The sequence below is a fragment of the Nocardioides sp. Root140 genome (assembly GCF_001426745.1).
In the GTDB taxonomy this organism is placed as follows: Bacteria; Actinomycetota; Actinomycetes; order Propionibacteriales; family Nocardioidaceae; genus Nocardioides.
The window spans coordinates 1122540-1146608 of the sequence record NZ_LMFI01000010.1; the positions used below are offsets into that span (position 1 = coordinate 1122540).

The 24069-nt window shown below is 69.2% G+C and carries 27 protein-coding genes and 1 tRNA gene; 18 read left to right on the forward strand and 10 right to left on the reverse strand.

The window, feature by feature from the left end; all coding sequences use genetic code 11:
• The first annotated feature begins 52 nt into the window (after positions 1 to 52).
• The 3 genes from ASD30_RS15660 (at position 53) to ASD30_RS26660 (ending at position 1693) form a co-directional block, all read left to right on the forward strand.
• Positions 53 to 592, forward strand: coding sequence for a toxin-antitoxin system HicB family antitoxin (locus ASD30_RS15660; protein ID WP_056683275.1), 540 nt, complete (start codon positions 53 to 55; stop codon positions 590 to 592).
• Between the two features lie 80 nt (positions 593 to 672).
• Complete coding sequence (locus ASD30_RS15665; RefSeq protein ID WP_056683277.1) at positions 673 to 1497, forward strand: DUF4097 family beta strand repeat-containing protein; 825 nt, start codon at positions 673 to 675, stop codon at positions 1495 to 1497.
• Positions 1498 to 1522: 25 nt separating this feature from the next.
• Positions 1523 to 1693, forward strand: a complete 171-nt coding sequence (locus tag ASD30_RS26660) for a hypothetical protein (RefSeq protein ID WP_162250984.1) — start codon at positions 1523 to 1525, stop codon at positions 1691 to 1693.
• A gap of 1 nt (position 1694) precedes the next feature.
• On the opposite strand, the gene ASD30_RS15670 is transcribed toward ASD30_RS26660, so the two are convergent.
• The 6 genes from ASD30_RS15670 to dcd all read right to left on the reverse strand — a co-directional run bounded on the left by ASD30_RS15670 (position 1695) and on the right by dcd (position 7354).
• Positions 1695 to 2639, reverse strand: a complete 945-nt coding sequence (locus ASD30_RS15670) for a siderophore-interacting protein (RefSeq protein ID WP_056683280.1) — start codon at positions 2637 to 2639, stop codon at positions 1695 to 1697.
• Positions 2636 to 3523 carry an ABC transporter ATP-binding protein gene (locus tag ASD30_RS15675; RefSeq protein ID WP_082563867.1) on the reverse strand — a complete coding sequence of 296 codons (888 nt, stop codon included), beginning with the start codon at positions 3521 to 3523 and terminating at the stop codon, positions 2636 to 2638. Before ASD30_RS15675 ends, ASD30_RS15670 begins: the two co-directional genes overlap by 4 nt.
• Entirely contained in the window at positions 3523 to 4566 is a 1044-nt protein-coding gene (locus ASD30_RS15680) for a FecCD family ABC transporter permease (protein WP_056683285.1), read from the reverse strand. Before ASD30_RS15680 ends, ASD30_RS15675 begins: the two co-directional genes overlap by 1 nt.
• Complete coding sequence (locus ASD30_RS15685; RefSeq protein ID WP_056683287.1) at positions 4566 to 5552, reverse strand: FecCD family ABC transporter permease; 987 nt, start codon at positions 5550 to 5552, stop codon at positions 4566 to 4568. The genes ASD30_RS15680 and ASD30_RS15685 overlap by 1 nt, the downstream gene beginning before the upstream one ends.
• Before the next feature lie 44 nt (positions 5553 to 5596).
• On the reverse strand, positions 5597 to 6640 hold the full coding sequence (locus ASD30_RS15690; RefSeq protein ID WP_056683289.1) for an ABC transporter substrate-binding protein: 1044 nt from the start codon (positions 6638 to 6640) through the stop codon (positions 5597 to 5599).
• 138 nt (positions 6641 to 6778) lie between these two features.
• Positions 6779 to 7354: a dCTP deaminase gene (gene dcd, locus ASD30_RS15695; protein ID WP_056683292.1), complete on the reverse strand. Its 576-nt coding sequence runs from the start codon at positions 7352 to 7354 to the stop codon at positions 6779 to 6781.
• 60 nt (positions 7355 to 7414) lie between these two features.
• Between dcd and ASD30_RS15700 the strand changes: the two genes are divergently transcribed.
• The 6 genes from ASD30_RS15700 to ASD30_RS15725 all read left to right on the forward strand — a co-directional run bounded on the left by ASD30_RS15700 (position 7415) and on the right by ASD30_RS15725 (position 12053).
• Positions 7415 to 8179 carry an SGNH/GDSL hydrolase family protein gene (locus ASD30_RS15700; RefSeq protein ID WP_056685100.1) on the forward strand — a complete coding sequence of 255 codons (765 nt, stop codon included), beginning with the start codon at positions 7415 to 7417 and terminating at the stop codon, positions 8177 to 8179.
• Positions 8180 to 8238: 59 nt separating this feature from the next.
• Positions 8239 to 8314: transfer RNA gene (locus tag ASD30_RS15705), tRNA-Gly, on the forward strand.
• A 318-nt stretch (positions 8315 to 8632) separates the two neighbouring features.
• Positions 8633 to 9892, forward strand: a complete 1260-nt coding sequence (locus ASD30_RS15710) for a C39 family peptidase (RefSeq protein WP_056683295.1) — start codon at positions 8633 to 8635, stop codon at positions 9890 to 9892.
• On the forward strand, positions 9892 to 11019 hold the full coding sequence (locus ASD30_RS15715; protein WP_056683299.1) for a hypothetical protein: 1128 nt from the start codon (positions 9892 to 9894) through the stop codon (positions 11017 to 11019). Before ASD30_RS15710 ends, ASD30_RS15715 begins: the two co-directional genes overlap by 1 nt.
• Before the next feature lie 21 nt (positions 11020 to 11040).
• On the forward strand, positions 11041 to 11379 hold the full coding sequence (locus ASD30_RS15720; protein ID WP_056683302.1) for a hypothetical protein: 339 nt from the start codon (positions 11041 to 11043) through the stop codon (positions 11377 to 11379).
• A 32-nt stretch (positions 11380 to 11411) separates the two neighbouring features.
• Positions 11412 to 12053: a DUF2461 domain-containing protein gene (locus tag ASD30_RS15725; protein ID WP_056683305.1), complete on the forward strand. Its 642-nt coding sequence runs from the start codon at positions 11412 to 11414 to the stop codon at positions 12051 to 12053.
• A 1-nt stretch (position 12054) separates the two neighbouring features.
• Here the strand turns inward: ASD30_RS15725 and ASD30_RS15730 are convergent, their stop codons facing one another.
• The 3 genes from ASD30_RS15730 to ASD30_RS15740 all read right to left on the reverse strand — a co-directional run bounded on the left by ASD30_RS15730 (position 12055) and on the right by ASD30_RS15740 (position 13888).
• Complete coding sequence (locus ASD30_RS15730) at positions 12055 to 12837, reverse strand: hypothetical protein (protein ID WP_056683308.1); 783 nt, start codon at positions 12835 to 12837, stop codon at positions 12055 to 12057.
• 10 nt (positions 12838 to 12847) lie between these two features.
• On the reverse strand, positions 12848 to 13351 hold the full coding sequence (locus ASD30_RS15735) for a SigE family RNA polymerase sigma factor (RefSeq protein WP_056683310.1): 504 nt from the start codon (positions 13349 to 13351) through the stop codon (positions 12848 to 12850).
• A 90-nt stretch (positions 13352 to 13441) separates the two neighbouring features.
• The gene (locus tag ASD30_RS15740) at positions 13442 to 13888 is read right to left on the reverse strand and encodes a nuclear transport factor 2 family protein (protein WP_056683313.1); all 447 of its coding nucleotides are present in this window, start codon (positions 13886 to 13888) and stop codon (positions 13442 to 13444) included.
• Positions 13889 to 14014: 126 nt separating this feature from the next.
• Between ASD30_RS15740 and ASD30_RS15745 the strand changes: the two genes are divergently transcribed.
• Positions 14015 to 14602 carry a hypothetical protein gene (locus ASD30_RS15745; protein WP_056683315.1) on the forward strand — a complete coding sequence of 196 codons (588 nt, stop codon included), beginning with the start codon at positions 14015 to 14017 and terminating at the stop codon, positions 14600 to 14602.
• A gap of 83 nt (positions 14603 to 14685) precedes the next feature.
• Here ASD30_RS15745 and ASD30_RS15750 read toward each other — a convergent pair whose 3' ends face one another.
• Positions 14686 to 15144 (reverse strand): RrF2 family transcriptional regulator, encoded by a 459-nt coding sequence (locus ASD30_RS15750; RefSeq protein ID WP_056683318.1) that lies wholly within the window; start codon positions 15142 to 15144, stop codon positions 14686 to 14688.
• A 159-nt stretch (positions 15145 to 15303) separates the two neighbouring features.
• Here ASD30_RS15750 and ASD30_RS15755 point away from each other — a divergent pair, with 159 nt between their 5' ends.
• From ASD30_RS15755 to mnhG, 8 genes are all read left to right on the forward strand, one after another.
• Positions 15304 to 17199, forward strand: coding sequence for an acyl-CoA dehydrogenase (locus tag ASD30_RS15755; RefSeq protein ID WP_056683319.1), 1896 nt, complete (start codon positions 15304 to 15306; stop codon positions 17197 to 17199).
• 144 nt (positions 17200 to 17343) lie between these two features.
• Positions 17344 to 17568, forward strand: a complete 225-nt coding sequence (locus ASD30_RS15760; RefSeq protein WP_082563868.1) for a DUF6458 family protein — start codon at positions 17344 to 17346, stop codon at positions 17566 to 17568.
• A gap of 143 nt (positions 17569 to 17711) precedes the next feature.
• Complete coding sequence (locus tag ASD30_RS15765; RefSeq protein ID WP_056683322.1) at positions 17712 to 20570, forward strand: Na+/H+ antiporter subunit A; 2859 nt, start codon at positions 17712 to 17714, stop codon at positions 20568 to 20570.
• Positions 20567 to 21019, forward strand: coding sequence for a Na(+)/H(+) antiporter subunit C (locus tag ASD30_RS15770; RefSeq protein ID WP_056683325.1), 453 nt, complete (start codon positions 20567 to 20569; stop codon positions 21017 to 21019). Before ASD30_RS15765 ends, ASD30_RS15770 begins: the two co-directional genes overlap by 4 nt.
• Positions 21016 to 22719 carry a Na+/H+ antiporter subunit D gene (locus tag ASD30_RS15775; RefSeq protein ID WP_056683328.1) on the forward strand — a complete coding sequence of 568 codons (1704 nt, stop codon included), beginning with the start codon at positions 21016 to 21018 and terminating at the stop codon, positions 22717 to 22719. Before ASD30_RS15770 ends, ASD30_RS15775 begins: the two co-directional genes overlap by 4 nt.
• The gene (locus ASD30_RS15780; RefSeq protein WP_082563869.1) at positions 22716 to 23258 is read left to right on the forward strand and encodes a Na+/H+ antiporter subunit E; all 543 of its coding nucleotides are present in this window, start codon (positions 22716 to 22718) and stop codon (positions 23256 to 23258) included. Before ASD30_RS15775 ends, ASD30_RS15780 begins: the two co-directional genes overlap by 4 nt.
• Complete coding sequence (locus ASD30_RS15785) at positions 23255 to 23533, forward strand: monovalent cation/H+ antiporter complex subunit F (RefSeq protein ID WP_056683331.1); 279 nt, start codon at positions 23255 to 23257, stop codon at positions 23531 to 23533. Before ASD30_RS15780 ends, ASD30_RS15785 begins: the two co-directional genes overlap by 4 nt.
• A complete protein-coding gene (mnhG, locus tag ASD30_RS15790; protein WP_056683334.1) occupies positions 23533 to 23901 on the forward strand; it encodes a monovalent cation/H(+) antiporter subunit G in 369 nt (122 codons plus the stop codon). The genes ASD30_RS15785 and mnhG overlap by 1 nt, the downstream gene beginning before the upstream one ends.
• Positions 23902 to 24069: the final 168 nt, after the last annotated feature.

Here is a 24069-nt window from a genome sequence, read left to right on the forward strand (position 1 = left end):
TGATGTCACGAATGCCTTGACTTGACGTCATAGTGATGTCAATGTGGTGCGCATGGACATCACGCCGTACATCGACAGCCTCCGCCGGGACCTCGTGGCCGCGGCCGAGACCGGCGACGCCCAGGTGAAGGCGGCCGCCGAACGACTCGCCATGGCCCTCGACCCGGCCGCCCGGCTGGCGTTGATGGAGGCCATCTCCCACGCCGCCAACGAGATCACCGCCGAGATGCCGTCAGGCTCGGTCGACGTCCGCCTCAACGGCCGCGAGCTGGGCTTCGTCATCGACACCCCGATGGCCGCACCGGCCCCGCCGCCCCCTCCGCCGCCCGCCGCCGACGAGGTCGAGGAGGACGGCACCGTCGCCCGCATCACGCTCCGCATCCCCGAGTCGGTCAAGGCCCGGGCCGAGGAGAAGGCGGCCCGCGCCGGTCACTCGCTCAACACCTGGCTGGTCAACGTGGTCCGCACCGCGACCAGCGACGACAACGCGATCAACGTCGACATCGACCTCTCGAGCCTGCCGTTCCTCGGTGGTGACCCGTTCGGTCGTGGCCCCACCCGCGGCAAGCGCCGCATGACCGGCTGGATCTGAGCACCCAGCAACTCCCATCAAACAAACTCACGCTCCAGCGCGCAGGCTGGAGCGGTGGACGAACACACCCTGGAGAGATCATGGAACGCATCTTCGAGACCCCCGCCTCCGTCGAGCTGTACGTCGAACTCGGCCGGGGCAGCCTGAACGTCACCGCCGCCGACGTCGGCCGCACCACGGTCAGCCTCACCGGCAAGAACGCCGACCAGGTCAGCGTCGAACAGAACGGCGACGGCATCTCCGTCATCGCACCCAAGGAACGGAGCGGGTTCTTCGGCGGCAACGAGTCGCACGTCGACGCGGTGATCACCGTGCCGAGCGACTCGCGCCTGGTCACCAAGACCGGGTCCGCCGACCAGCACGCCGAGGGCCGCTTCGCACTCGGCAACCTCAAGTCCGGCTCCGGCGACGTGTCGATCGGTGAAGTCACCGGCGCACTCGTGATCAACACCGGGTCGGGCGCGGTCACCGTCGGGCAGTCCGGTGGCGACCTGCGGCTCAAGAGCGGCTCGGGCGACGTACGCATCGAGCACGCGGCCGGCACCGTCGGAGTCTCGACCGGCAGCGGTGACGTCACGATCGCCGAGTCCGAGGGGCCGGTGATCCTGAAGTCCGGCTCCGGCGACGTGGCCATCGGTATCGCGACGGGAGAGGTGACCGCGCAGACGGCCAGCGGCGACGTGACCGTCAAGGAGCTGGTGCGCGGCAGCCTCAACTCGAAGAACGCCTCCGGCGACATCCGCGTGGGCATTCCCGCAGGCATTCCGGTCTGGACCGACGTCAACACCGTCTCCGGCCGGATCGCCTCCGACCTGGCCGGCGCCGGTCAGCCCGACGGCGACCAGGACTACATCGAGCTCCGCGCCACCACCGTGAGTGGCGACATCACCCTCAAGCAGCTGTGAACCAGGAAGGCAGAAGACCATGGACATGACCAGCTACGACCTCGAAGCCAGTGCCCACCGCGTCATCGACGACCGGCTGGCCCGCGCCGCGCGACCCAAGGCGCCGGCAGGCAGCAGCGTCCGGGTTCCCGGACCGCGTCGCCGCCACGCGCTGGCCCGCCAGTTCCGCCGCATCGCCGACGCCCTCGACGCCTGAGTCAGGAGCGCATCGCGACGCCGTGCCGCCAGTAGCCCATGAAGGCCACCTGGTGCCGGTCGACCTCGAGCTCCTTGACCAGGGCCCGGCGCAACGTGGTGACGACCTTCGACTCCCCCGCGATCCAGGCGTAGAGCCCGGCCAGGTCGTGGCCCACCACGACCGCGTCGCTGAGGTCCTCCCCGGACGAGGAGTGCGTCGGGGTCTCCCACAGGTCGGGGTCGACGGCCTCGTCGGCCACGAACTCGACCACCGGCGCCAGGCCGAAGTGCTCCCGGACCGCGGCGATCTGCAACTCCCCGTGGGTCGCACCCTCGCGCGGCAGCCAGATCAGCTCGACGCCGTCGGGCCCGTCCAGCTCCTGCACGTCGGCGGCCACGGGCACCTCGATGAACGCCGTGCCCACTGCCGAGACCGGCAGGTCGTGCAGGATCGAGGCGATCGCCGGCAGGGCCGTCTCGTCGCCGACCAGCAGCAGGTTGCGCGCCGTCCCGGGCTCGAACTCGATGCCGCCGAACGGTACGCCGCGGCGCGGGGCCAGGGTCACGAGGCGGTCGCCGACCTTGGCCGAGGCGGCCCACGCGGACCCCGGTCCGGTGGCACCCTCCGCCAGGTGCAGCACGAAGTCCACGACCAGGCGGGTCTCCGCACCGGATCCGCGCACCTCGCGCACGGTGTAGGTGCGGAGGTGTCCGCGCTCCTCGGTCGGGATGTCCATCCAGGTGGCGAACCACGACTCGTCGGCGCCCTCGAACGACGCCAGCTCGCCGGCGTCATTGGGGAAGACCAGCTTGATCCGCTGGTCGTAGACCGGGCCGTCGACGCCGAAATCGGCCAGCTCCGGGCTGGCCAGCTCGACCCGCAGGAAGGTCGGCGACAGGCGTTCCACCGCGCTCACCTCCACCTCGGCGAGGATCATCGGCAGCTGCTGGGCAGTCGTGGTCATGAGTCGGTCCTTCCGTGGTGGCGGCCCCTCGGGACCACCATGGGGGTGTGGGAGATCGGGTCGTTGATCACACGGCTCTCGAGGCCGAAGACGGTGCGCACCGTCTCCTCGGTGACCACGTCATGCGGACTTCCCTCGGCAGCCACTGTTCCCTCGCGCATCGCGACCAGGTGGTCGGCGTACCGCGCGGAGAGGTTGAGGTCGTGGAGCACCATCACGATCGTGGTGCCGCGACTTTGGTTCAGGTCGGCGAGCAGGTCGAGCATCTCGACCTGGTGGGCGACGTCGAGGTACGTCGTCGGCTCGTCGAGCAGCAACAGGTCGGTGCCCTGGGCCAGGGCCATCGCGATCCACACCCGCTGGCGCTGACCGCCCGAGAGCTCGTCGACGAACCGGTCGGCCAGGTGCGTCGTGTCGGTCAGCTCGAGGGCCTCGGCCACTGCTCGCTCGTCGTCGGGGCTCCACCGGCGGAACGCACCCTGGTGCGGGTGACGTCCACGACCGACGAGGTCGACGACACTGACGCCCTCCGGCGAGATCGGGTTCTGCGGCAGCAACCCCAGGGCCCGGGCCACCTTCTTGGTCGAGGTCTTGTGGATCGCGTGTCCGTCGAGCAGCACGGAGCCCGCGGTCGGCTTCAGCAGCCGGGCCATGCCACGTAGCAGCGTGGACTTGCCGCACCCGTTGGCACCGACGATCACCGTCACTGCCTGGTCGGGCACCCGCACCGACAGCTCGGAGACGACCGGGCGGTCGCCGTACCCCAGGGAGACGGAGTCGGCGACGAGGCGGGCACCGCCGGGTTGCGTGGGAGTCGGCCCGGGAGTCGTGTTCACGGCAATCTCCTCACGCTCGACGTGTGCGGGCTCGATCAGGGCAGTCATCATGCCTTCCTTCCGGCGCGGCCGACGGCCAGCAACCACAACAGGAACGGTGCGCCGAGGGCGCCGGTCACGACACCCACGGGGTAGTTCACGTCCGTGAGCATGTAGTCGGCCGCGTAGTCGGCGGCCACGACGATCACGGCACCGACGAGCCCGGCGCCGACCAAGGTGGCGCGTCCGCGGTTCAGGAACCGGGCGATCGGCCCGGCCAGGAACGACACGAACGCGATGGGCCCGGCGGCCGCGACGGCCGCGGCCACCAGGATCACGGCGAGCAGCAGCAGGAGGTCCACGCGACCGGGGCGTACGCCGAGTGCCGCGGCGGTGTCCTGCCCCAGCTCGGTGATGCGCAATGCGCGGGCCACCCAGAACACCAGGGGCAGCAGCACCGCGAACGCCACCGCGAAGAACCTGACCGTCGGCCAGTCGACCTGGTTCAGGCTGCCGGTCATCCAGAGCAACGCCAGCTGGGCGTCGTAGGTGTCGGCGCGGGTGAAGAGGTACTGGATGACCGACATCAGCCCGGCCGCGACGCCGATGCCGACCAGCACGAGGCGGTAGCCGAGCAGGGTGCCGGCGACGAGTCGCACCAGGATCGCGACACCGATCGCACCGGCCATCGCGGCCACGCTGATCCAGTTGCCGGTCTGGTCGAGCGCCACGATCGCGAAGACGGCGGCGGCGCTGGCACCCGTGCTGACGCCGATGATGTCGGGGCTGGCCAGCGGGTTGCGAAGAGTCGTCTGGAAGACCGCGCCACCGACGCCGAACGCGACGCCCACGAGCACGCCGAGGAGCGCCCGCGGCAGCTTCACCTCCATCACGATGTAGGAGGCCACCGGGATCTCGGTGCCGGTGATGATGCGGAAGAAGTCGGGGATCGTGATCGTGTAGTCGCCGAGCAGGACACGGGCGCCGAACACCACCACCAGCAGGGCACCGAGGCCGGCCAGGACCAGGCCCGAACGGCGTGCCGGCCTGCGTCGCGCGCGTCGTACGACGGTCACGTCGACGTCACGCTCGGGGGCCAGGAGTGCGGTCATCACAGGCCTCCCATCCGGCGGCGGCCGATCATCCAGAGGAAGACGGGGACGCCGAGCACGGCGGTCATGATGCCGACCTGCACCTCGGTCGGCGGCAGGATCACGCGTCCGACGACGTCGGCGGCGAGGGTGAGCACGGCGCCGTACCCGACGCTGAACGGCAGGATCCGTCGGTAGTCGGAGCCGACCACCGACCGGACCAGGTGCGGGATGACCAGTCCGACGAAGGCGACCGGGCCGGCCAGGGCGGTGGCCGTGCCGGCGAGCAGCACGATCGCCAGCCCGATCACGATGCGGTCGAGCACGACCCGGCGGCCGAGGCTGCGGGCCAGGTCGTCGCCGAGGGCGAGCAGGTTGAGCAGCCCGGCGCCGGTGAAGGCGAGCACGGCGCCGAGCACGAGGAACGGCAGACCGGTGAGGAGCACGTCGAAGTCGCGCCCTCCGAGCGTGCCGACCTGCCAGAAGCGGAAGACGTCGAGGGTCTTGCGGTCGGTGAGGAGGATCGCGGAGATCCAGCTGCCGAGGGCGGCGGTCAGTGCGGCACCGGCGATGGTCAGCTTCATCGGGGTGGCACCGTCACGGCCGAGCGACGCGATGGCGTGTACGGCGAGGGCAGCGACGGCAGCTCCGGCGAAGGCGAACCAGAGGCGCCCCTGGAGGCCGTTGATGCCGAGCCAGGAGATGGCCAGCACCATCGCGAACGAGGCGCCGGCGTTGATGCCGAGGATGCCGGGGTCGGCCAGCGGGTTGCGGGTCAGGCCCTGCATGCAGGCACCCGCCAGGGCCAGGGCGGCGCCGACGGCCAGGCCCAGGCAGGTGCGTGGCCACCGGGCAAGGGCGATGCCGTGGTCGACGTGGCCGGGGTCGAGGACAGCGGCCGGGGAGATGGTCACGCTGCCGATGAGCATGGAGCAGGTGGCGACGACGACCACCGCCGCGATCATGATCGCGACGGCGGTCGTCGTACCGGTCGGAACCGGTCCCATCCGGCCGGCTGTGGCGGTCCTTCCGGAGGGGGTCGCCAGGGTGGTCACGAGCCGGCGACAGCCTTGGCCACCTGCGGCATGAAGTGCTCCATGGCGTAGGGGATCGACAGCGGCGTCGGCGACGAGAGGCCCAGCGCGTCGGTCTTGTTGGTCGAGGCCAGGACGTGGCCGTCCTTGATGCCGGGGATCTGGCCCAGCAGCGGGTCGGCCTCGAACTTCGCCAGGTCGCCGTCGGTCTCGGCGTACGTGATGAAGACGTCAGCCTCGAGCTCCTTGCCGCGGTCGGCGGAGAGGGTGCCGTAGAACTGGCCGGGCTTGCTGAGCTCCTCGATGATCGGGGCGTTCACCATGCCGGTGTCGGTGAGCAGCAGCGGGCGGTTGTCCGCGACGGTGTAGTAGTCGATCTTCGACATGTCGGTGGTCGCCAGCGAGGTGAAGATGAACGACTTGCCGACGATGTCGGGGTTGTCCTTGCCGGCCTGGGTCAGCGAGGCCTCGGTCTGCTTCTTGACGTCGGCCGCGATCGCCGTACGACCCAGCGCCTTGCCGACCAGGTCGAGCGAGTCCTGCCACGACGTGAGCCACGGGTCGCCGGGGAAGGCGACGACGGGGATGCCGCCGTTGATCTTGGAGAGCTTCTTGTAGTCCTTCTCCGTGATGCCGGAGTTGGTGGCCAGGATCAGGTCGGGCTGGAGCTGGGCGATCTCCTTGAACGGCACGCCGTCGGTGTCGCTGAGGCGCTCCGGCTGCTCGCCGCCGAGCTCCTCGAGCTTGGCGTCGAACCACGGGGTCGAGCCCTGGTCGTTGCCGCCCCAGCTGATGTCGGTGGCACCGATCGGCACGATGCCCAGCGAGAGCGCGGTGTCCTGGTCGGTCCAGCCGAGGGTGACGACACGCTTGGGCTCGGCGTCGATCGTGGTCTCGCCGTAGGCGTGCTCGACGGTGACCGGGAAGGCGTTGGCGTCGGGCTCGGTGACGACCTTGGAGTCGTCCTTCTCCTCGCCGTTGGCGGAGCCGGTGGCGCAGGAGGTCAGGGACAGGGCCGCTGTCGCCAGCAGGGCGGCGAAGAGGGTGCGGGGGCGCGTCATACTGCGTCCTCTCGGGAAGTTAGGGCATGCTTATTAAGGTCACCCTAACTCCGGCCCCCCGGAATTACGCAAGTGGGATCTGCCGTTAATCCGCCGTGACCCGCACCACAGTGTCGGACCACGCACAGACCGGCGCGCTCAGATCTCCGTGCGGTGGAAGTTCTGGAAGGACTTCGACGGCGTCGGTCCGCGCTGGCCCTGGTAGCGCGAGCCGTACTTCTCCGAGCCGTAGGGATGCAGCGACGGCGAGGTGAGCCGGAAGAAGCAGAGCTGGCCGATCTTCATTCCCGGGTAGAGCTTGATCGGCAGCGTCGCGACATTGGCGAGCTCGAGCGTCACGTGGCCACTGAAGCCGGGGTCGACGAAGCCGGCGGTGGCGTGGGTGAGCAGGCCGAGCCGGCCCAGCGACGACTTGCCCTCGACGCGGGCCGCGATGTCGTCGGGCAGCGTGACCACTTCGTACGTCGACCCGAGCACGAACTCGCCGGGATGGAGGATGAACGGGTCATCGCCCTCCGCCTCGATCTCCCGGGTCAGGTCGGACTGGTCGGCCGCCGGGTCGATGTGCGGGTAGCGGTGGTTCTCGAAGACCCGGAAGAACCGGTCGAGGCGGAAGTCGATGCTGGAGGGCTGGACCATTGCCGGGTCGTAGGGCTCGACGGCGATCCGCTTCGCGTCGATCTCGGCCAGGATGTCGCGGTCTGAGAGGAGCACCCGGACAACCTACCGTCCCCAGCTTTGGCGGTCAGGCAGGTCCGCGACCAGAATGGCCGCATGACCTTCCAGCGGTACGTCGCCCTGGGCGACTCGTTCACCGAGGGCGTCGGAGACCCCGACCCTGCCCGCCCCAACGGCCTGCGCGGCTGGGCGGACCTGGTGGCCGAGCAGCTCGCCGTACAGGATCCCGACTTCACCTACGCCAACCTCGCCATCCGTGGTCGCAAGCTCGACGGCGTGCTCGCCGAGCAGATCGAGCCGGCAGTGGCGATGCGGCCCGACCTCGTGACGATCTACGCCGGCGGCAACGACATGCTCCGCCCGAAGGTGGACCTCAACGGCCTCATCAGGCGGTACGACGACGGCCTCGGCAAGCTCGCTGCCACCGGTGCCCACCTGGTGCTCTGGACCGCCCACGACCCGAGTGCCTCACGGTTCTACGCGCCACTGCGCGGCCGGTTCGCGATCTACAACGAACTGGTCCGCGAGCTGGCCGACTCCTACGACGCCACGCTGATCGACTTCTGGCGATTGAGGGAGTACCAGGGCTGGGGCCTCTGGTCCGACGACCGGCTGCACATGAACTCGGCCGGCCACCAGCGGATGGCGATCGAGGTGCTGAACCGCCTCGGCATCACCCACGCACTCGAGGTGCCGGACCCGGCGCCTGCCCCGGTGTCCGTGCCGCGCCGGGAGGCCCTGGGCGCGAACCTCCGGTGGACCCGCACCGAGGCCCTGCCATGGGCGCATCGCCGCCTGACCGGCCGGTCCTCCGGTGACACGGTGAGCCCTCGTCGCCCGGAACTCGGTCCGGTCGAGTAGCATCTTCCCCGTCCGACACTGCTCCGCGTGGACCCTTCCATGCGAGCCGGCCGGACACTGCGGACGTAGCTCAGTTGGTAGAGCGCGACCTTCCCAAGGTCGATGTCGCGAGTTCGAATCTCGTCGTCCGCTCCATTTTCTCTTCTTCGCTCTCTTCTTCTCCTTCTCCTCCTCCCCACGAACCGCGTGTTCTTGATGCGCGAACCGTGGACTCTTGAGCGCCCAACCGTGGATTCTTGACGCGGTCCACCAAGAACCCACTGGTCGAAGCGCGACAACCCACGGTTGGCGCATCAAGAATCCACGGTTCGCGACGGATGAATTACAGGTTTGTAATTCGTACGGCGTGTCGCTGCGATGTTTCTCATGTGACTGATGGGATACTTGACGATTCGTGTGATCTCTGGGAAGAGTGGTGCGTGGCCCACTCCCGAGCCCATCGAGGTCTTCCCCATGAATCGCCGTCGAAGTGCCGCCATCGGCACGTTCGCCATGGTCCTGATCAGCTACCCCCTCACGTCGGGCGCGAGTGCCACGACCGCCTCCCCCTCCACGACCGCGAAGCCACCCGCCGCGCCGGTCCTCCCGCTCAACGCCACCGCGGATCTCGGCAAGGTCACCCCGGAGATGCAGGCCGAGATCGACCGCGTGCTGGCCGAGGGCCGCACCGTCGCCTCCCGCCAGGTGGCCCGCACCGACGCGGCCACCCTGGTCAGCAGCCAGGTGCGCTGCGCCGACCTCGAGGGCCAGCGCTACTGCCTGGGCACCGGGTGGACCGACGAGCCCGAGTCCGAGGTGCAGGCCGAGGCCACCGCCAGCACCCGGGTCGGCCTGGGCCGGACCACCGCGCGGACCGCCGCCACTGAGTCCACCGGCGACCTGACGTTGGCCGACCAGCTGCGCCAGCGCGCCGCACTGCCGACGGCCCAGCGCCAGAAGGTGGAGCGTGCCGAGCTGGTCACGGCGGCCCGGTCGGTCGCCAAGGTCTGGCTGTTGCGCCACCAGCTCCAGGGCAAGCCGCTGCCGACCGGCTTCGTCGAGCGGCACCCCGAGATCCACGCCGACGACTCCCCCCTCAGCGCCCGTACGACGACCGCGACCGCAGGCACCACGACGGCGGCGCCGGCCCGCAAGACCTCCGCGGACTACCCCGAGGCCTTCAAGATCCTCGACGAGCGCCGGGTCGCCGAGCAGACCAGGACCTACTGGTGCGGTCCGACCTCGATGCAGATGATCGGATGGGGCTGGCGGGGGTACCGCAACTCCCAGATCTACTGGGCCAACAGGCTCGGCACCACCAGCAGCGGCACCGCGATCAGCGAGATGGTGCGGGTCACGAACGCGTACACCGGGTTCGACAACCCGAAGCGCGCCGGCACCTACGTCGTCCTCGACGTCGGCAACTGGACCTGGGGACAGTGGTGGCTGCTGCAGATGCGGCACATCTACGACTACCGCGCACCGGTGATCCTCCACCCGATCCTGCTCAAGCGGTTCTACCCCTACCTCGATGACGACGCGAGCGGTCACTTCCAGGTCGGTCGCGGCTACGACAAGAACGGCAGCCGAGGCCGGCTGCTGAAGTACTTCGAACCGTGGAACCAGCAGCGCTTCGACCCGTCGGAGCCGTTCATCTCGCGCAACCAGACCCGCTACGCCTACCGGTCCTACCGCGCGAACCTGGCCCACTCGATGCACAACATCGGCGTCTGATGCGGGCACGCAGCATCACGGTCGCCGTCCTGCTCGCCGCGACGCTCAGCGCGTGCGGTGGCGGTGGTGAGGACGACGAACCGCAGGGCATCGCCGACCCCTCCGACACGGGGAGCAGCAGGACGACGGACGAGCCACCGACCGACGGCTCCACCCCGGACGGCTCCGACACCGACAAGGCGCCGGCCGACACCAGCCCCGAGGCCACCCGCAAGCTCCTCGACTGGCAGCCGGTGACCGGCACCGGTCAGAGCATCGTGCGCGACGCGGAGTGGACCCTGAGCACCGACGAGGCCCGCTCGCAGGCGACCCTGGACGGCCCCAGGCCGGTCACCATTCCCGCCGGGGCGGGGCGTCAGATCTCCGACACGTTCCTCACCGACTCCTCGGCCGTCGTGGTCGCCCAGGACAAGGCGGAGACGAAGCCGCAGCTGATCACGCAGGTCGACCTCGCGTCCGGGAGGAAGACCACTCTCACCGATCCCGCGCCCGGCCCCGGCGGCCCGTTCGCGGCGTACGGCGACACGTTGGCCTATGCGACGTACACGCCCGGCAGCGACTACTGCCTGGCCACCGTCGACCTCGCCGCAGGGTCCGGAGCGAAGGGCTACTGCGCACCCAGGCGGCACGGGTTCACCAACGTGTCGGTGAGCCCCGAGGGCACCTCGATGATGACGTTCGACGCGAAGCGTCCGGTGGCCTGCCGCACGCTGGTCGATGTCGAGGGCGGCGAGGTCACCCCGATCGACGGCGTCGAGGAGTGCAAGGGCTGGGACGTGCTGGCCACGCCGTCCGGCCACGTCTGGTCGACGATCCCGAAGGAGAACCGGATCGAGGTGGGCGACATGCACGCCTCGGTCGACGGGACGACGTACGACCTCGGTGAGGCCACGACCGGATCCCTGCTCTGGTGCGGCGACTCGGCGTACTTCTCGCGCGACCGCGGCGCCGACGGCAACGCGGCACTGTTCCGCTGGACCCCCGAGGCGACCCTCGAGCTGGTCTACGAGGCACCAGGCAAGGGCGACTCGTTCCTGGTCACCCCCACCTGCGCCGGCAACGTCCTCACGATCGAGGCCTACGGCGAGGGCGGCGACGAGACCGTGTCGGCTACCGTGCCCGGATGAGAGAAGGGACGTGAGCACGCGATGAGTCCGGACGTCACCGACGAGCAGATCCAGGCGCTTGCCGCCAGCGCCAAGCCCTACAGCCTGGCCCAGCTCCACTGGGGCCCGGAACGCCACCGGGCAGATGCCGACACGATCGAGCGGGAGCACCAACGGCGCATGGTGTCGTTGCGCGCGGAAGGCGTGATCGCGATCCTCTGCCCGGTGTCCTCCGACACCGTGGCTGGCGTGGCGATCATGACCGAGACGCCCGAGCGGGCCCGGGAGATCATGGCGGCCGACCCGTGCGTGCAGGCCGGAATGATGACCTGCGAGATCCTCCCGTGCGCCGGCTTCCCGGGCGACTCACTGCCCGGGTGAGCGGATCAGGCGGTCACGCCTAGGCTTCGGTCATGGCTGAGTTCGCCGGGTTCCCCGTTGCCGCACTGGACTTCTTCGACGACCTCGAGGTCGACAACACCAAGTCGTTCTGGGAGGCGCACAGACAGGTCCACGCCGAGTCGGTCAAGGCACCGATGGTCGCCCTGACCGCCGCACTGGAGCCCGAGTTCGGCACCGCGAAGGTGTTCCGCCCCTACCGCGACGTACGGTTCGCGAAGGACAAGACGCCGTACAAGACCCACCAGGGCGCCTTCGTCGGGGTCGCCCCGGCCACCGGGTGGTACGTCGAGGTGTCGGCGCGCGGCGTACGGACCGGCGGCGGGTTCTACGAGGCCAGCGCGCAGCGGTTGGCCGCCGTGCGCGACGCGATCGACAACGAGCACACCGGCAAGGAGCTCGAGAAACTCCTTACCAGGTTGAGGAAACTCGGCTGGAGCATCGGCGGCGACACCCTGAAGACAAAGCCCCGCGGCTACGACGCCGATCACCCGCGGATCGACCTGCTGCGGCACCGTTCGCTCACCCTCGGCCGCGACCACGGCTTCGAGCCGGTGATCCACACGCCCGAGTTCGCCGACGTCGTACGCCGGGACTGGCGCGAGCTGCGACCCGTCGTCGAGTGGATCGCAGCCCGCACCGACACCCTGGAGTGAGTCAGCGGTACCAGCGCTCACTGCTGACGATGGCGGCGAGCTGCTCGGAGGTCAGCGGAGGCTCCACGGCCACGATGCCGTCGGACCCCTTCTCGGCACCGGTGTTGAGCGCCATCGAGTAGAAGCGGTAGCCGTCGACGCCCCAGTAGGACGCGTCGTTCGAGACCTGGTTGGCCGGCCCCATGCCCTCACCCCACTGGGGAACACGGTTGTCCTTGCGCAGGTAGGAACCGTTCGGCGTCTGCTCGCAGTTCGCTGACTGCGCGCACTCGTCGTCGATCGCGATCGGCTCGTAGCCCTTGTCGAGCCGCCACTGCGGGTTGTACTCGTCGATGTAGATCGAGACCGACGCACCGTCGACGGTGAAGTTGATGCGGTCGGCAGGACTCTGCGGGTCGTCGGTGTCGTGGCGCACGGTCAGGTCGGTGACGGTGACACCGGCCGGCAGCAGTCGGCGTAGGACCGCCTCCATCTGGCCGGTCGGGATCAGCTGCCGCTGGGCCTGCACCTCGGGTGCGGCGGCCACGTCGGGCGACGTGAAGTCGTCGCGCGCAGACGAGGCCGCCGGCGTCGCGTCCTCGAGGAACTGGGGTACGACGAACGCGCCGGCACCGATGACGCCAACGGCGGCCACCGACGCGATCGTCGTACCCACCCGTCGGCGCTGCCTACGGGTCCGGCCGCGGGCGATGCCACCCGCGACAAGCGTTTCGACGTCCGGGGTGAGGTCCCCGGTCGCCCGGTGCAACAGGTCCTGGACGCCAGGTTCGTGGTGATTGGTCATGAGGGTTCCTTCAGGGGATGAGCAGATCGGGGAGTGACGTGCCGAGGACGTCCCGGATGCGGGACAGGGCGCGCATGCTGCGATTGCGCACGGCCCCGGGGCTCACGCCGAGCCGGTCGGCCACCTCGGCGACGGAGACGTCGTCGAGGTAGCGCAGCACCAGCACCGCGCGGTCCATCGGGTCGAGCGCATCGAGCGCGGCGGCGAGCGAGAGCCTCAGGCTCGGGTCACCGTCGGGCGTTCCCTGTTCCGGCAGCTCGCCGACGGGCCGCTCGTGCGAGCTGCGCCGGCGCTGATGGTCGATCCAGGTGTGGACCAGCGCCGTGTGTGCGTAGCCGGCCGGGTTCTCGAGTCGTCGACCGAGCTTCCGGGTCCAGCGCACGTACACCTTGGCGAGGGTGTCCTGGACCAGGTCCTCAGCCCGATGGGCGTCACCGCACAGCAACCAGGCCGTGCGGTAGAGGTGAGGGGTCCGCAGCACCGCGAACTCCTCGAACTCCTGGTCCTTCGACATGTCACTCCTTCGGACAGTTGGCGTCACCCCTCATGACGCATCGACCTGCCCGATCTGTCACAGACCCCTTTTCTACTCCTTCAGGAGCAGCTACTCCTTGCGGAACGTCGCCATGGTCCGCTCGACCTCCCAGTGCGCGGCCATGGAGGCGATCAGCCCGTCGTCGGTGAGCCGGTACGTCGCGATCAGGTCGGTGTCGGCGAGCGTGCCGTCCTCCATGCGGGTGCTGAACGTGCCGATGTTGGCGCAGGCGTTGCCGTTCGCGAACGAGTCGCGGATGGTGAAGCGGAACTCGGCGACCGGCGCGATGGCCAGGTCCCAGAAGGCGGCGATCGCCTCCTTGCCACGATGGCCCTTGCCCTCAGCGTCGAAGAACGACGGTCCGACCGGGTCCTCGAGCAGCGCGTCGTCGGCGAAGAGCGCGAGCCACTCCTCCTTGGCCTTGCGCGACACGGCGTCGTAGGAGCGCTGCGAGAGGCGGCGGGCGGGGTGGTCGCCGTCCGGCGCCTCCCAGGTGATGGCGTCTGACTCGATCATGTCCGGCATCGTACGCCGCAACTGCAACGTGTTCTAGTTCCGGGTCGCGACAAGATCACATCCGGTCGCAGCCGACGTTCTCCCACCGTTCACCGCGTCGTCGGATCGGGATGCCACGGTCGCACCATGGCACGCAAGAAGAAGATCGTCCTGCACATCGGCCCCAACCCGTCGGAGCTCGCGCAGGCGCACGACGCTCTCGCCGCCGAGGCGCCGCTCCTCGAGACCGTCGGGTACGCCGTCGCCGGCGCGACCGGAGACCAGTTGGACGCCGCCGCCCACGAGATGCTCCGCAGCCACAAGTCGGCTGGCCTGAAGCGCAAGGACGTCGAGGGCTCCTGGGCTGCCGCCTGCCGGCGCATCGCGAAGGCGAAGGTCGACGCGGTCGTCAGCCAGCCCCGCTTCTGCACCGCGGACGGCGCGCAGATCGCACTCATCGTCGACGCGCTCGCCGGTCTCGACGTACACGTCGTGGCGACGCCCGAGGAGGGCGAGGAGCCCGACGAGCTGGTGGCCCGCTGGTCGAAGCACCTGAAGCCGGGCCGCACGCACGTCGCACCGCTCAGCGCGGACGCGGCGGCCGTCGACCTCGCCGAGGAGCTGGTCGGCATCGCGCTGTGCCTGCAGCAGCGGGACCTCGACGCGAAGATCACCAAGCTCAAGCAGCGTCGAAAGCTGGTGCGCCACCGACTCGCGCTACGTGAAGCCTCCTGAGGACATCAAGGATCCACGGTTCGAAGCACAAGAATGCACGGTTCGCGACGCAAGAATGCACGGTTGGTCAGCGCCGCCAGGCGTCAGTGCGGCTGCCAGGCGTCCTCGTCGGCCGTCCGGGAGGTGACCGCCTTGGGCAGCTTGCCATCAGCGAGCTGGGCGATCGAGACCTCTTCGAAGACGTCGCGCAGGGAGCGGCGGGCCGCGATCCAGACGTGCTGGAGCACCGACGCCTGCTCGTTGTAGGTGACCGCCTCGGGACGCAGTCCGTAGACCGAGACCAGCGGACCGTCGACGGCCCGGATCACGTCGGCGACGCTGACCTTGCTCGCCTCGCCACTGAGCCGCCAACCACCGGACTGGCCGCGCTGCGACACCACGACCCCGGCCCGACGGAGGTCGGCCAGGATCGCCTGGAGGAAGCCGTGTGGGATGTCCTGTCGTCGTCCGAGCTCTTCGGCGCTCACCGGGGAATTGTCGGTTCGCCCGGCCATCTCGATGAGGGCGCGCAGGGCGTAGTCGGACTTGGCAGAGACTCGCATGTGGCCAGTCTCTCAGATAGTTGAGCGAAGAACTCGACCATCCTCCAGGTGACGTGACGGGTCTCGCCTTGCATCCGGACGGATCGCAATCCATAATTAAGTTACTGACGAGTAGAAGATCAGCCTCGTCGCTTCCCTTCACATGGAAAAGGTGGGTCAGTGAGCCACTACAAGAGCAACCTCCGCGACATCGAGTTCAACCTCTTCGAGGTCCTCGGCCGAGACGAGATCCTGGGCCAGGGTCCGTTCGCCGATGTCGACTCCGAGACCGCGCGGGCGATCCTCTCCGAAGTCGAGCGCCTCTCCCGCGAGGAGCTCGCCGCGTCGTACGTCGACAGCGACCGGAACCCGCCGGTCTTCGACCCCAAGACCAACACGGCGCCGATCCCCGAGTCGTTCAAGAAGAGCTACCAGGCCTGGGCCGACGCCGAGTACTGGCGCCTGAGCATCCCCGCCGAGCTCGGCGGAACCCCCGCCCCGTCGACCCTGAACTGGGCGATCGGCGAGATGGTGCTCGGCGCGAACGCCCCGATCTGGATGTACGGCGCCGGCCCGGCCTTCGCCGGCGTGGTGTTCAACAACGGCAACGAGCGTGACAAGAAGATCGCCCAGCACATCGTCGACCGCCAGTGGATCACCACGATGGTGCTGACCGAGCCCGACGCGGGCTCCGACGTGGGCGCCGGCCGCAGCAAGGCCACGCTGAACGACGACGGCTCGTGGAACATCACCGGCGTCAAGCGCTTCATCACCTCGGCCGAGAACGACATGACCGAGAACATCATGCACCTCGTCCTCGCCCGCCCCGAGGGCGTCGAGGGTGTCGGCGGACCGGGCACCAAGGGCCTCTCGCTCTTCCTCGTCCCGAAGTTCCACTTCGACCACGAGACCGGCGAGCTGACCGGCGAGCGCAACGGCGCCTACGTCACCAACGTCGAGCACAAGATGGGCATCAAGGTGTCCAACACCTGCGAGCTCACCTTCGGCGACCCGCAGGTCGGTGGCGGCGAGGCCGCCCAGGGCTGGCTGCTCGGTGAGGTGCACAACGGCATCGCCCAGATGTTCCAGGTCATCGAGAACGCCCGCATGATGGTCGGCACCAAGGCCATCGCGACGTTGTCGACCGGCTACCTCAACGCGCTCGAGTACGCCAAGGAGCGCGTCCAGGGTGCCGACCTGAGCCAGGCGGCCGACAAGACCGCCCCACGGGTCACGATCACCCACCACCCCGACGTACGCCGGTCACTGATGACCCAGAAGGCGTTCTCAGAGGCGATGCGTGCGCTGGTGCTCTACACCGCGTCGTACCAGGACAAGGTGATGATCGCCGAGGCCAACGGCGAGGCCGACTCCAAGGAGGCCAAGCTGGCTGCCGCGGTCAACGACCTGCTGCTCCCGATCGTCAAGGGCTACGGCTCCGAGCGCTCGTGGGTGCTGCTGGGCACCGAGTCGCTGCAGACCTTCGGTGGCTCGGGCTTCCTCCAGGAGTACCCGATCGAGCAGTACGTTCGTGACGCCAAGATCGACACGCTCTACGAGGGCACCACCGCGATCCAGGGCCAGGACTTCTTCTTCCGGAAGATCGTCAAGGACCAGGGCCGCGCGCTGGGCCACCTGGCCGCCGAGATCGAGTCGTTCATCAAGAACGCCGAGGGTGACGCCGACGGCCGTCTCAAGGTCGAGCGCGAGCTGCTCGCCAAGGCCCTCGAGGATGCCAACGCCATGGTCGGCACGATGATCAACGACCTGATGTCGGCCGACGCATCGACCGAGGGCGGCGACCTGCGCAACATCTACAAGGTCGGCCTGAACACCAGCCGCCTGCTGATGGCGCTGGGCGACGTGGTCTGCGGCTGGCTCCTGCTCAAGGGTGCCGAGGTGGCACTGGGCAAGCTCGCCGGCGACGTGTCGGAGAAGGACCGCCAGTTCTACACCGGCAAGGTCGCCGCGGCGCAGTTCTTCGCGCAGAACAACCTGCCGAAGCTCTCCGCCGAGCGCGTGCTCTCCGAGAGCGTGGACCTGTCGCTGATGGACCTCGACGAGGCCGCCTTCTGAGGGACTGCCTGACCGCACGAACCGCCTGACCGCACGAGACAGGGCCGCAGCGAATCCGTTCGCTGCGGCCCTGCTCTGCGTCGGGTGGGGCTGCTTCGGCGCAGAAGGGGTACGGATACGTACGTCGAGCAAAGGGAGCAACTCATGGGTATCGGACTCGGAATCGTCCTGCTGGTGATCGGGTTGGTGTTTGCCCTGGGCGCCATCGACCTGCCGGCCAGCATCGACGACGTGGTGGCCAGCGAGACTCTCGGCTGGATCCTCGTCGCGGTGGGGGTCCTCGCGATCGTGCTGGCCCTGGTGATGAACGCGCAGCGCTCGCGCACCACGCACGTGGTCGACGACCGTCGTCCGCCGCCGCAGGTGTGATCCGCACCGCTCAGCGGCGTACGGCCTTCGACGGCGAGCGCCGTGTCCAGGCTCGCAAGAGATGGGGTCAGGAACCAATGCGGCGAGCGGGTCCCGGGCAACTACCATGGGGGCAACCCGGACCCCCTCAGTGAGGCCCTCGCTTGCTCGCGCTCGTCGCCGCCCATTTCGCACTGGCCGCGCTGTGCCCTGCCCTGGTGCGGTTCCTGGGTCGCCGTACGTTCCTGGTCGTCGCCGTCGTCCCGCTGATCACCTTCGTCTGGGCGCTCTCGCTGACCGCACGGGTCACCGACGGCGAGACGCTGACCCAGGACGTCGAGTGGCTCCCGAGTCTCCACTTCGACCTCGCCCTGAACCTGGGCGTCCTGCAGTGGCTGATGACGCTGATCGTCAGTGGCATCGGCGTGCTGGTGCTGGCCTACTGCGCGTGGTACTTCGAGGACGACGACCCGTCCCTGGGCCAGTTCAGCGGCGTCTTCGTCGCCTTCGCCGGTGCGATGCTCGGCCTGGTCCTCTCCGACGACCTCCTGCTCCTCTACGTCTTCTGGGAGCTGACCACGGTCTTCTCCTACCTGCTGATCGGCAACGACCCGGCCAGGCGCGCGAGTCGACTGGCCGCCATGCAGGCCCTGATCGTCACCACCCTCGGCGGACTGGCAATGCTGGTCGGCATCCTGATGCTGGGCCAACTGTCGGGCACCCACCGGGCAAGCGAGCTGGTGTCGCACCCCCCGGACGGCACGGTGGCCACGGTGGCGGTCGTCCTCATTCTCGTCGGGGCACTGAGCAAGTCCGCGCTGATCCCGTTCCACTTCTGGCTTCCGGGCGCCATGGCGGCCCCCACGCCGGTCAGCGCCTACCTCCACGCCGCGTCGATGGTGAAGGCCGGCGTCTTCCTGGTCGCGCTGCTGGCCCCCGCGTTCGCCGACGTACCCGGGTGGCGGGCCACGGTGCTCACCCTCGGCGTGCTCACCATGCTGCTGGGCGGATGGCGGGCGCTACGGCAGTACGACGTCAAGCTGCTGCTCGCCTACGGCACGGTCAGCCAGCTCGGCTTCCTCCTGGTGATCTTCAGTGTCGGCACCCGCAACACCGCGCTGGCCGGCCTCGCCATGCTGCTGGCCCACGCCCTCTTCAAGGCCACCCTGTTCCTCGTGGTCGGCATCATCGACCACAACGCCGGGACCCGCGACCTGCGTGAGCTCTCCGGGGTCGCCCGGAAGATGCCGGTCGTCTTCGTGGCCGCCACCGTGGCCGCGGCCTCGATGGCCGGGCTGCCGCCCCTGCTCGGCTTCGTCGGCAAGGAGAGCGTCTTCGGCGCGCTGGTCGAGGACACCAACGCGGCCGTGGTCGCCGGGGTGGTCCTCGGATCCGTGCTGACGATGGCCTACAGCCTGCGGTTCATGTGGGGCGCCTTCGGCACCAAGCCCGGGGTCGCGGAGACCTCTGTCGAGCCGGTCGCTGCCGGTTTCGCGGCGTCCCCGGTGATCCTGGCGGCGCTCACCCTGGCCCTCGGTTTCCTCGGGCCGGGCCTGACCCACGCCTTCGAGCCGCACCTCGACCAGTTCCCCGAGACGGACCACCACGCAGAGCTCGCCCTCTGGCACGGGCTCGAGCTCCCCCTGCTCCTCTCCGCCGTCGCCGTGGGCGTCGGGCTCCTCCTGTTCTGGAAGCGCCGCCTCTTCGCCCAGCTGCAGGCACTCACTGCCTCGACCTGGAGTGCCGAACGGGTCTACCGCGCCGGCATGAGGGCCGTGGACCGCAGTGCGGTCGAGGTCACCGGTCTGACCCAGCGCGGCTCCGTGGCGGCGTACCTCGCGTTCATCCTGCTCGTCGTCCTGGCACTCCCCGGGGCGGTGATGGTGATCAACCTGACCGACGACCTCGACGTCGTGCTGTGGGACTCCCCGGCCCAGGGCGTGGTCGGTGCCCTGGTCGTGGTCGCGGCGATCTTCACCGCCCGCTCGCGGCGCCGGCTCCGCGCGGTGATCCTGGTCGGCACCACCGGCTACGGCACCGCCATGCTCTTCCTGCTCCACGGCGCCCCCGACCTGGCCCTGACCCAGATCCTCGTCGAGACCACCAGTCTCGTCGTCTTCGTGCTGGTGCTGCGCCGTCTTCCCGAGTACTTCACCGACCGGCCGTTGAGCGGACGGCGCTGGCTCCGGATGCTGCTCGGCCTGGCCGTGGGGCTGGCCGTGGCCGGCTTCATGCTGCTGGCCACCAACGCCCGCAGCGGCGACCCGGTCTCGGTCGACTACCCCGAGCCCGCCCTGGCGTACGGCGGCGGCCACAACATCGTGAGCGTGATCCTGCTCGACATCCGGGCCTGGGACACCATGGGCGAGATCTCGGTGCTGGTCGCAGCCGCGACCGGCGTGGCGAGCCTGATCTTCCTCGACACGCGCCTCTCGGGCATCCGCCGGGTGCGCGAGATCCCCTATCCCGAGACGGTGGAGAAGCTGCCCACGTCACCTGGTCGCCGCGTGTGGCTGCCCGGGCCCCGCACGCTGAGCCCGGACCGTCGCTCGATCATCTTCGAGGTGGTCACCCGACTGATGTTCCACACGATGGTGGTGCTCTCGATCTACCTGCTCTTCGCCGGCCACAACCACGTCGGCGGCGGCTTCGCGGCCGGCATGGTCACCGGGCTGGCGCTGATGGTGCGCTACCTCGCCGGGGGCCGCTACGAGCTGGACGAAGCCGCACCCGTCGACGCGGGCATCCTGATGGGGACCGGCCTGTTCGTCGCGACCGCCGCGGCGCTGGCCCCGATCGCCTTCGGTGGGGTCGTCCTCCAGAGCGCCCAGATCGACTTCCACCTCGGCCCGCTCGGCGACCCGCACCTGGTCACGTCGGTCTTCTTCGACCTCGGCGTCTACCTGGTCGTCGTCGGCCTGATCCTCGACCTGCTGCGCACGTTCGGCTCCCGGCTCGACCGCCAGATCCTCAGCGAGGAGCGCGCGGCAGAGAGCGCGGCCGCCGGAGGTGTCCGCCTGTGAACGCGAACCTGACCCTGATCCTGACCGCATCGTTCCTCTGCGGCACAGGCGTCTACCTCATCCTGGAGCGCAGCCTGACCCGGGTCCTGGTCGGCCTGCTGATGCTCGGCAACGGCGTGAACCTGCTCTTCATGGTCGCCTCCGGCCCCGCCGGCGAGCCGCCCATCATCGGCTCCGCGCACGCCGAGGACATGAGTGACCCACTCCCGCAGGCCCTCGTCCTCACTGCGATCGTGATCGCGCTCGGCACCACCGCGTTCCTGCTCGCGATGGCTCACCGCAGCTGGCAGCTCAACGGCCACGACGACGTGCAGGACGACGTCGAGGATGCCGCGATCCGGTTGCTCGCCCAGGCCGACGAGGCCTCCGACAGCCACGACCTCTCCCAGGAGCTCACCACGGACGACCCCGGTGAGGACACGTTCGAGGAAGAGGGAGCAACCACATGAGCGTCGACACGACCACCCTCATCCCGCTGCCCGTCGTACTCCCCCTGCTCGGGGCCGGCCTCACCTTGATGCTCTCCCACCGGCCCCAGGCGCAGCGGTTGGTGACCATCTCGATCCTCACGAGCGTCGTCGCGATCGCCTCGATCCTCGTCGTGGAGGCCGACCGCAACGGCCCGCAGGTGCTGTGGATCGGCGGCTGGGCCTCCCCGCTCGGGATCGCGCTGGTCGCCGACCGGCTGTCGGCACTGATGCTGCTGGTCTCCGCGGTCGTCACCCTGCTGGTCCTGCTCTACTCCCTCGGCCAGCGGATGACCGACGACCAGAAGGAGGCGCCGGTCTCGATCTACCACCCGACGTTCCTGGTGCTGGTCGCCGGAGTCTCCAACGCGTTCCTCGCCGGTGACCTGTTCAACCTGTTCGTGTCCTTCGAGATGCTGCTCTTCGCGAGCTACGTGCTGCTGACCCTGGGCGGCACCGAGGCGCGCATCCGGGCCGGCACGATCTACGTCGTGGTGAACATGCTCTCCTCGAGCCTGTTCCTGATCGCGCTCGCCGCGGTCTACGCCGCGACCGGCAGCCTCAACTTCGCCCAGCTGGCCGTGCGCCTGGACGAGGTTCCCGACGGCACCAGGCTGATGCTGCAGCTGCTGCTGCTCACCACCTTCGCGATCAAGGCGGCCATCTTCCCGCTGTCGTTCTGGCTCCCCGACAGCTACCCGACCGCCCCGGCACCGGTCACCGCGGTGTTCGCCGGATTGCTGACCAAGGTCGGCGTCTACGCGATCCTGCGCGTCCAGGTGCTGCTCTTCCCCGACTCGCCGCTCTCCGGGCTGCTGATGTGGGCCGCGCTGCTGACCATGGTCATCGGCATCCTCGGCGCCGTCGCCCAGTCCGACATCAAGCGCATGCTCTCCTTCACCCTGGTCAGTCACATCGGCTACATGGTCTTCGGGATCGGGCTCGCGACCCAGGCCGGCACCTCCGGGGCGATCTTCTACGTCGCCCACCACATCACCATCCAGACCGCGCTCTTCCTCGTCGTGGGCCTGATCGAGCACCGAGCCGGGAGCACCGGCCTGATGCGGATGGGCGGCCTGGCCCGGTTGTCACCGCTGCTGGCGGTCCTCTTCTTCGTCCCGGCGATGAACCTGGCCGGGATCCCGCCGATGTCGGGATTCATCGGCAAGGTCGGCCTGCTGCAGGCGGGCCTGGCCGTCGGGACTCCGCTCTCCTACGCCCTGGTCGCGGCGGGTGTGGTGACCAGCCTGTTGACCTTGTACGCCGTCGCGAAGACGTGGGGCCTGGCCTTCTGGCGCACGCCCGAGCAGGCGCACGAGATGATGCGCGCCCTGCCCGGTCTCGAGGACGACCTCGACGACAGCCACCACCAGCACGGCTTCGTGATCCACCGCCAGCACGTGCACGTCGGTGGCACCGCGTTCGGCACCCAGGAGCTCGCCGAGGCCCGCCGGGTGGTCGACGAGGACCAGCCCGACCGTGACCTGCACCAGCGACTCGAGGACGGCTCGCTGCCGGCGCGTCTGCCGCTGGGCATGGTGCTGCCGACCGCGGCGCTGATCGCGTTCAGCCTGGCCCTGACAGTCGTCGCCGGACCGCTCTACGGCTACACCGACCGTGCCGCGCACGACCTGCAGGAGCGTACGCCGTACATCTCGTCGGTGCTGGGGGACGACAGATGAGCCCGACCCGCATGCCCCGCCACCGCACCCTGCAGGTGCCGGTACTGCTGTGGCTGACCCTGGTCTGGCTGATGCTGTGGCGCGACTTCAGCCTCGGGAATGCGGCATTCGGCTTCGTCGTCGCGCTCGCGGTCTGCCTCTTCTTCCCACTGCCCCCGTTGCGGATGCACCTGCGGGTGCGACCGCTCCCCCTGGCATGGCTGGTGCTCCGCTTCCTCTGGGACGTCGTCGTCTCCAGCCTGCTCGTGGCCAGGGCGACCCTCGGCCCGACGAAGAACCTGCGCAACGCCGTCGTCGAGGTGAACCTGAAGACGCCCTCCGACTTCGTGCTGACGGTGGTGGCCGAGATGATCTGCCTGATCCCGGGAAGCCTCGCGGTCGAGGCCCGGCGCTCGACCCACACGCTCTTCTTCCACGCCTTCGACGTCCGCGACGAGGCGGGAGTCGAGGTCTTCCGGCAGCGGGTCCTCGCCCAGGAACGCCGTGTGGTCAAGGCGTTCGGGACCCGCATCGACCACCTCGAGGAGGCACCCGCATGACCGTCGTCCTCTACATCTGCGCCGGCATGCTCGGCCTGGCCTCCCTCCTGCTGCTGGCCCGCATGACGATGGGCCCGACGATGCTCGACCGGACCGTCGCCCTCGACGTGCTCACCGCGGTCGGCATCTGCGCCCTCGCGCTGGAGGCAGCCCTGAACCGCAACACCACGACACTGCCGATCCTGTTGGTGCTGACCCTGTTGGGCTTCGTCGGATCGGTGAGCATCGCCAGGTTCAGCCGTGGCAGTGACGACATCGATGCGGAGGATCCCTGATGAGCTGGACCACCGTCGCCGACGTCATCGCCGCCGCCTGCATGCTGAGCGGCGCGACGCTCGCGCTGATCGCGGCCATCGGTGTGCTCCGCCTGCCCGATCTCCTGAGCCGGATGCACGCCGCCACCAAGCCGCAGGTGCTCGGGCTGCTGCTGGTGCTCACCGGCCTCGGCTTCCGGCTCCGTGACCCCGAGGCGATCGGGATCCTCGTGCTGGTCGCGCTCTTCCAGCTGGTCACCTCACCGGTGGCCAACCACATGGTCGGTCGGGCCTCGTTCCGTGCCGGACAGGTCGAGGTCGACCGTCTGATCGTCGACGAGCTCAGCGACTGCCTGCCCCATATGGACGAGCCCCGCGGCGCCCCCTGATCTGTCGCCAACCGCGTCCTCTTGATGCGCGAACACTGGGTTCTTGACGTCCGAACCGTGGGTTCTTGCGGTCTCGGGGATCAAGAATCCACGGCTCGCGCATCAACGATGCGGTGTTCGCGCATCAAGAATGCGGTGTTCGCGCATCAAGAATGCGGTGTTCGCGCA